At 72.6% G+C, this 6,120-nt stretch carries 5 protein-coding genes; all 5 read left to right on the top strand.

All coding sequences use genetic code 11. The features are described from left to right. Window positions 1-268: 268 nt before the first annotated feature. Window positions 269-943 carry a ribosome maturation factor RimP gene (gene rimP / locus B5D80_RS32365; protein ID WP_088647725.1) on the top strand — a complete coding sequence of 225 codons (675 nt, stop codon included), beginning with the start codon at window positions 269-271 and terminating at the stop codon, window positions 941-943. Next, on the top strand, window positions 940-1,983 hold the full coding sequence (nusA, locus tag B5D80_RS32360; protein ID WP_088647724.1) for a transcription termination factor NusA: 1,044 nt from the start codon (window positions 940-942) through the stop codon (window positions 1,981-1,983). Before rimP ends, nusA begins: the two co-directional genes overlap by 4 nt. A 16-nt stretch (window positions 1,984-1,999) precedes the next feature. After that, window positions 2,000-2,332 carry a YlxR family protein gene (locus B5D80_RS32355; RefSeq protein WP_088647723.1) on the top strand — a complete coding sequence of 111 codons (333 nt, stop codon included), beginning with the start codon at window positions 2,000-2,002 and terminating at the stop codon, window positions 2,330-2,332. A 93-nt stretch (window positions 2,333-2,425) separates the two neighbouring features. Further along, entirely contained in the window at window positions 2,426-5,428 is a 3,003-nt protein-coding gene (infB, locus tag B5D80_RS32350) for a translation initiation factor IF-2 (protein ID WP_088647722.1), read from the top strand. A 90-nt stretch (window positions 5,429-5,518) separates the two neighbouring features. After that, window positions 5,519-5,812, top strand: a complete 294-nt coding sequence (locus B5D80_RS32345) for a DUF503 domain-containing protein (protein WP_088647721.1) — start codon at window positions 5,519-5,521, stop codon at window positions 5,810-5,812. Window positions 5,813-6,120: the final 308 nt, after the last annotated feature.

The raw sequence follows: 6,120 nt of genomic DNA, 5'->3' as shown, positions 1-6,120 counted from the left end.
GGCGACGCCGGCCGCCAGGAGCGCGCCGGCCCGCAGCACGGTACGCCGGGACTGCCCCGTTCCGTCGTGGTGCGTCGTTGTTCTGCCCGTGGCCACCGGACAAGTCAACACCATGCCCGCCGTCCGCCGGGCGACCGCCGTCGGTGCGCCGCCGGGGCCGCCGTACCGACGGCGCGTTACGCTCTGCGCAGCCACCGGCGCTGCCGCCCCGGTGGCGTCCCGGCGTGCCGGTCCGACGACCGCCGCCGACCAGGAGAAGGGTGCCCAGATGACGCAGCGTGGCCGTGCCACCAGGCCGACGGCGCCGACGGGACGCTCCCGCCGCACCGACGGCCCCCGGGGCGGGGACCGTGCCGGCGCATCCCGGGGTGACCTGGCCGCCCGGCGTGACCGGTTGCGCGCGGTGATCGAGCCGGTGGTCACCGGGGCGGGCTACGACCTGGAGGACGTGTCGGTCTCCCGGGCCGGCCGCCGGCACGTGGTCCGGGTGATCGTGGACGCCGACGGCGGGATCAACCTGGACGCGGTCGCGGTCGTCTCCCGGGCGGTCTCGGCGGCGCTGGACGCGGCCGAGGAGTCCGGCGGGGACATCGTGGCGGGGGAGTACCAGTTGGAGGTCAGCTCCCCCGGGGTGGACCGCCCGCTGACCCTGCCCCGGCACTGGCGGCGTAACGCCGGCCGGCTGGTGAAGGTGACCGTACGGGCCGGGGAGCCCGCCGTGGACCGGCAGGTCACCGGACGGGTGACGGCGGCCGACGACGAGCGCGTGGTGCTGGAGACCGAGTCCGGTCCGGTGGAGCACCGCTACCCGGAGCTGGGCCCCGGCCGGGTGCAGGTCGAGTTCCACCGCCTCGACGAGATCGACGAGGCGGACGAGATCGACGAGGTCGGCGACGACACCGACGAAGATGACGACGATGATGTGGAGGACGAGGAGAGGTGAACATCGACCTCGCGGCGCTGCGCGCACTGGAGCGCGAGCGGGAGATCCCGTTCGACACGATCCTCGCGGCGATCGAGACCGCGTTGCTGACCGCCTACCGGCACACCGACGGCGCCGAGTCGCACGCCCGGGTGGAGATCGACCGCAAGAACGGGGCCGCCCTGGTCTACGCCCAGGAGTTGGACGACGACGGCAGCGTGGTGCGGGAGTGGGACGACACCCCGCACGACTTCGGCCGGATCGCGGCGATGACCGCCAAGCAGGTGATCCTCCAGCGGCTGCGGGAGGCCACCGACGAGGTGCACTTCGGCGAGTACGTCGGCCGCGACGGCGACCTGGTCACCGGTGTGGTGCAGGCGCACGAGGCGCGCAGCGAGAAGGGCATCGTCAGCGTCGACCTGGGCAAGCTGGAGGGCGTGCTGCCGCAGTCCGAGCAGGTGCCCGGCGAGCGGTACACCCACGGCGAGCGGATCCGCTGCGTGGTGGTGCACGTGACCAAGGGGATGCGCGGGCCGCAGATCACCCTGTCCCGGTCGCACCCGGCGCTGGTGAAGAAGCTCTTCGCGCTGGAGGTGCCGGAGATCGCCGACGGCACCGTGGAGATCGGGGCGATCGCCCGTGAGGCAGGTCACCGCACCAAGATCGCCGTCCGGTCCACCGTGCAGGGCGTGAACGCCAAGGGTGCCTGCATCGGGCCGATGGGCCAGCGGGTCCGCGCGGTGATGAGCGAGCTGCACGGCGAGAAGATCGACATCATCGACTGGTCGGACGACCCGGCGACCTTCGTCGGCAACGCGCTCTCGCCGGCCAAGGCGCTGCGGGTCGAGGTGGTCGACCTGGCCACCCGTACGGCCCGGGTGACCGTCCCGGACTTCCAGCTCTCCCTGGCGATCGGCCGGGAGGGGCAGAATGCCCGGCTTGCCGCCCGGTTGACCGGTTGGCGGATCGACATCCGGTCCGACGCGGAGCAGTCGGGCACCGGCGGCCGGGGCGGTGCCGAGTCCGTCCCGGAGCCGGGCGGAGCGATCTCGGGCGGCTAGGGGTAGACTTCTTCCAGTGGTACGACGCGCGCATCCGGAGCGCACCTGTGTGGGTTGCCGGAAACGTGCGCCGGCCAGCGAACTGCTGCGGATCGTCGCGGTCGGTGACGAGGATGGTCACAGTCTCCGGCCTGATCCGAGCCGCAGTCTGCCGGGTCGGGGAGCGAACATGCACCCGGATCCGGCCTGCTTCGCGCTGGCGGTGCGGCGTCGCGCCTTCGGGCGGGCGCTGCGACTCACCGGGGTCCCCGATCACGGTGCCGTCGCGGAGCACGTCGATGCGCCAACCACTACGTCCGGTCAACCCGATCGGGCGAGGGTCGCTAGCAAGGTAGGACGACCGACATGAGCACACGATGAAGTCCCTGAAATGACCAGGCTTCAAGTGCACGAGTGAGGTCGCTGCGGGTGCTGCCCGCACGACCTCGGAGTGAGGAGTGCAGTGGCAGGTAAGGCCCGCGTACACGAGCTTGCTAAGGAGCTCGGGGTCGAAAGCAAGACAGTGCTCGCCAAGCTGAAGGAAATGGGCGAGTTCGTTAAGTCCGCGTCCAGCACCGTCGAGGCGCCCGTCGCCCGACGGCTGCGTGGCGCATTCGTCGCGTCCGCCGGTGGTTCGTCGGCGCCGTCCGCTCCGGCGGCGGCTCCGAGCCCGGCACCGACCCCGACGCCGCCCCCGACCCCGGGTGCCCCCCGGGTCTCGGCCCGACCGATGCCGCCCCGGCGGCCGGCCGCGCCGACCCCTGGACCGAAGCCCAAGGGCCCGGTCCCCGGCCCGCCGCAGCCGGTGACCCCGGTCGCCAAGCCGGCGAGCGCACACGACATCGAGGTGGCCGCCGCCGAGGCGCGCGCCGCCGCGTTGAAGGCCGAGCAGGAGGCGGCGGTCAAGGCCGCCCAGGCCGCCCGGCAGCAGCAGCGGGACAACGTCCGGCGGGAGCCGCCCACCGAGGGTGGCCCGCGTCCGGGTCCGCGTCCCGGTCCCAACGCCGTACCGCCGCGTCCGGGCACCCCGGCCGCCGGCCGGCCCGGTGGCCCCCCGGCGGGCCCGGGTGCCCGGCCCGGTGGTCGTCCCCCGGCGCGCGGCGCCGGTAACAACCCGTTCGGCATCCAGGGTGGCCAGCAGCAGCGGCCCCCGGCGGCCGGCGGTGGCGGTCCCCGGCCGAGCCCGGCCGGCATGCCCCCGCGGCCCAGCCCGGCGTCGATGCCGCCGCGGCCCAGCCCGGCCTCGATGCCGAGCCAGCGGCCCACCACCGGTCGCCCCGGCGGCCCCGGTGGCGGTCGTGGCGGCCCCGGCGGCGGTGCCGGTCGTCCCGGTGGCGGCGGCGGTGGCTTCCGTCCCGGTGGCGGCGGTGGCGGTGGCTTCCGTGGCGGTCCCGGTGGCGGCGGTGGCGCCGGCGGCGGTGGCTACCGTGGTGGCCCCGGTGGCGGCGGCGGTGGCGCTCCCGGCGGTGGTTTCCGTCCGGGTGCCCCGGCCGGTGGCGGTGGTCGTCCCGGTGGTGGCGGTCGTGGCCGTGGCGGCGGTGCCGCGGGTGCCTTCGGGCGTCCGGGTGGCCGGCCGACCCGTGGTCGCAAGTCCAAGAAGCAGCGCAGACAGGAGTTCGACAACCTGTCGGCCCCGACCATGAGCTCGGGCGCGCCCCGGGGTCAGGGTCAGGTCGTCAGGCTCTCCCGTGGCGCCTCGCTGTCGGACTTCGCCGACAAGATCAACGCCAACCCGGGTTCGCTGGTCCAGGAGATGTTCAACCTGGGCGAGATGGTCACCGCGACCCAGTCCTGCTCCGACGAGACCCTGCTGCTGCTCGGTGAGCACCTCGGTTTCGACGTGCAGATCGTCAGCCCGGAGGACGAGGACCGCGAGCTGCTCGCGCAGTTCAACATCGACCTCGACGCCGAGGTCGCGGAGGACCGCCTGGTCAGCCGTGCGCCGGTGGTGACCGTCATGGGTCACGTCGACCACGGTAAGACCAAGCTGCTCGACGCGATCCGTAAGGCGAACGTGGTGGCCGGCGAGGCGGGTGGCATCACCCAGCACATCGGCGCGTACCAGGTCCACGTCCCGCACGAGGGCGAGGACCGCGCGGTGACCTTCATCGACACCCCGGGTCACGAGGCGTTCACCGCCATGCGTGCCCGTGGTGCCCAGGTCACCGACATCGTGGTGCTGGTGGTGGCGGCAGACGACGGCGTCATGCCGCAGACGATCGAGGCGCTCAACCACGCCAAGGCGGCCGAGGTGCCGATCGTGGTCGCGGTCAACAAGGTCGACAAGCCGGAGGCGAACCCGGACAAGGTCCGCCAGCAGCTGACCGAGTACGGCCTGGTCGCCGAGGAGTACGGCGGCGACACCATGTTCGTCAACGTGGCGGCCAAGCCGGGCATCGGCATCGACGAGCTGCTGGAGGCGGTCCTGCTGACCGCCGACGCGTCGCTGGAGCTGACCGCTCCGATCGACGGGCCGGCGCAGGGTGTGGCCATCGAGGCGCACCTGGACAAGGGTCGCGGTGCGGTGGCGACGGTGCTGGTGCAGAAGGGCACCCTGCGGGCGGGCGACTCGATCGTCGCCGGCGGGGCACACGGCCGGGTCCGCGCCATGCTCGACGAGAACGGCAACCAGGTCGCCGAGGCCGGTCCGGCCCGTCCGGTCCTGGTGCTCGGTCTGACCGCGGTGCCGGGTGCGGGTGACACCTTCCTGGCCGCCGAGGACGACCGCACGGTGCGGCAGATCGCCGAGCAGCGGCAGGCACGACGGCGGGCGGCGTCCTTCGCCAACTCCCGCGGCCGGGCCACCCTCGAAACGCTCATGGAGCAGCTCAAGGAGGGCGAGAAGACCTCGCTCAACCTGGTGCTCAAGGGCGACGTCTCCGGTTCCGTGGAGGCCCTCGAGGACGCGCTGTTCAACCTCGACATCCCCGAGGAGGTCCAGCTCAGGATCATCCACCGGGGCGTGGGTGCGATCACCGAGAGCGACGTCATGCTCGCGAGCGCCTCGTCCGAGGCGGTCACGATCATCGGCTTCAACGTGCGGGCCGCCAACAAGGTCCGCGAGATCGCCGACCGCGAGGGCGTGGAGATCCGGTACTACACGGTCATCTACCAGGCCATCGAGGAGATCGACGCCGCGCTCAAGGGGCTGCTCAAGCCGGAGTACGAGGAGGTCGAGCTGGGCACCGCGGAGATCCGCGACGTCTTCCGCTCGTCCAAGATCGGCAACATCTCCGGTTGCATCGTCCGGTCCGGCATCATCCGCCGCAACGCCAAGGCGCGGCTGCTGCGGGACGGGGCGGTCGTCGCGGACAACCTCACGATCAGCTCGCTCAAGCGGTTCAAGGACGACGCGACGGAGGTCCGCGAAGGCTTCGAGTGTGGTCTGACTCTGGGCGGTTTCAACAACGTCCAGGTCGGCGACACCATCGAGACCTTCGAGATGCGGGAGAAGCCGCGCGCCTGATCCGAGGCTGACGACAGTGCTCAAGGGGTTTACGCCAGCCGGCGTAAACCCCTTGAGCATGTCCGGGCCGGTTCCGTAACGTCCGTGGCGATGTATACCGGAACCGCACTCTTCGACCTGCTCCTGCCGGGTGACTCCCGCTCGCTCAAGGCGAAGCGCTCCTACGTCCGGCCCATCGTGGCGGCGCTGCGCCGGTTCGAGGTGTCGGCCGCCGAGGTGGGCGCGCTCGACCTGCACGGTCGGGCCGAGATCGGGGTGGCCGTGGTGGCCGCCGAGGCGACCCACGTCCGCGACGTGCTCGACTCCTGCGAGCGCCTGGTGGCCGCCCGCCCCGAGATCGACCTCCTCTCCGTCCGCCGCCACCTCCACACCCCCGAAGACTGACCCACCCTCCCTCCTCCCACCCCTCGCCCCACCCCGCCTGTTCTCGGTGATCAAGAGGTTCGCGTCAACTTCGATCTTCACGTTGACGCGAACCTCTTGATCGGTTGACGCAAACTTCTTGATCACCGGGACGGGAGGGCGGGGCGGGGTAGGGCGGGCGGGGAGTGCGGGGGGTGGACGGGTGGGGGAGGAAGGCGGGGAGTGCGGGGTGGTGGAACGGGGCCGTGGGGCGGGGTGGGGGCGGGCGGGTGGGGGTGGCGCGCGGGTAGTGTTCGAGGTGTTGGGTGGTTGGTCCCGGTGACGCCCGC

It is taken from the genome of Micromonospora wenchangensis (genome assembly GCF_002210435.1).
Lineage (GTDB): Bacteria > Actinomycetota > Actinomycetes > Mycobacteriales > Micromonosporaceae > Micromonospora > Micromonospora wenchangensis.
Note: the sequence above shows the minus strand (reverse complement) of the source record. Positions and strands in the feature narration are given on the sequence as shown.

Bases quoted from the DNA above. Each gene is read 5' to 3' on its own strand.
- rimP (WP_088647725.1), top strand. From the start codon at position 269: ATGACGCAGCGTGGCCGTGCCACCAGGCCGACGGCGCCGACGGGACGC.
- B5D80_RS32345 (WP_088647721.1), top strand. From the start codon at position 5,519: ATGTATACCGGAACCGCACTCTTCGACCTGCTCCTGCCGGGTGACTCC.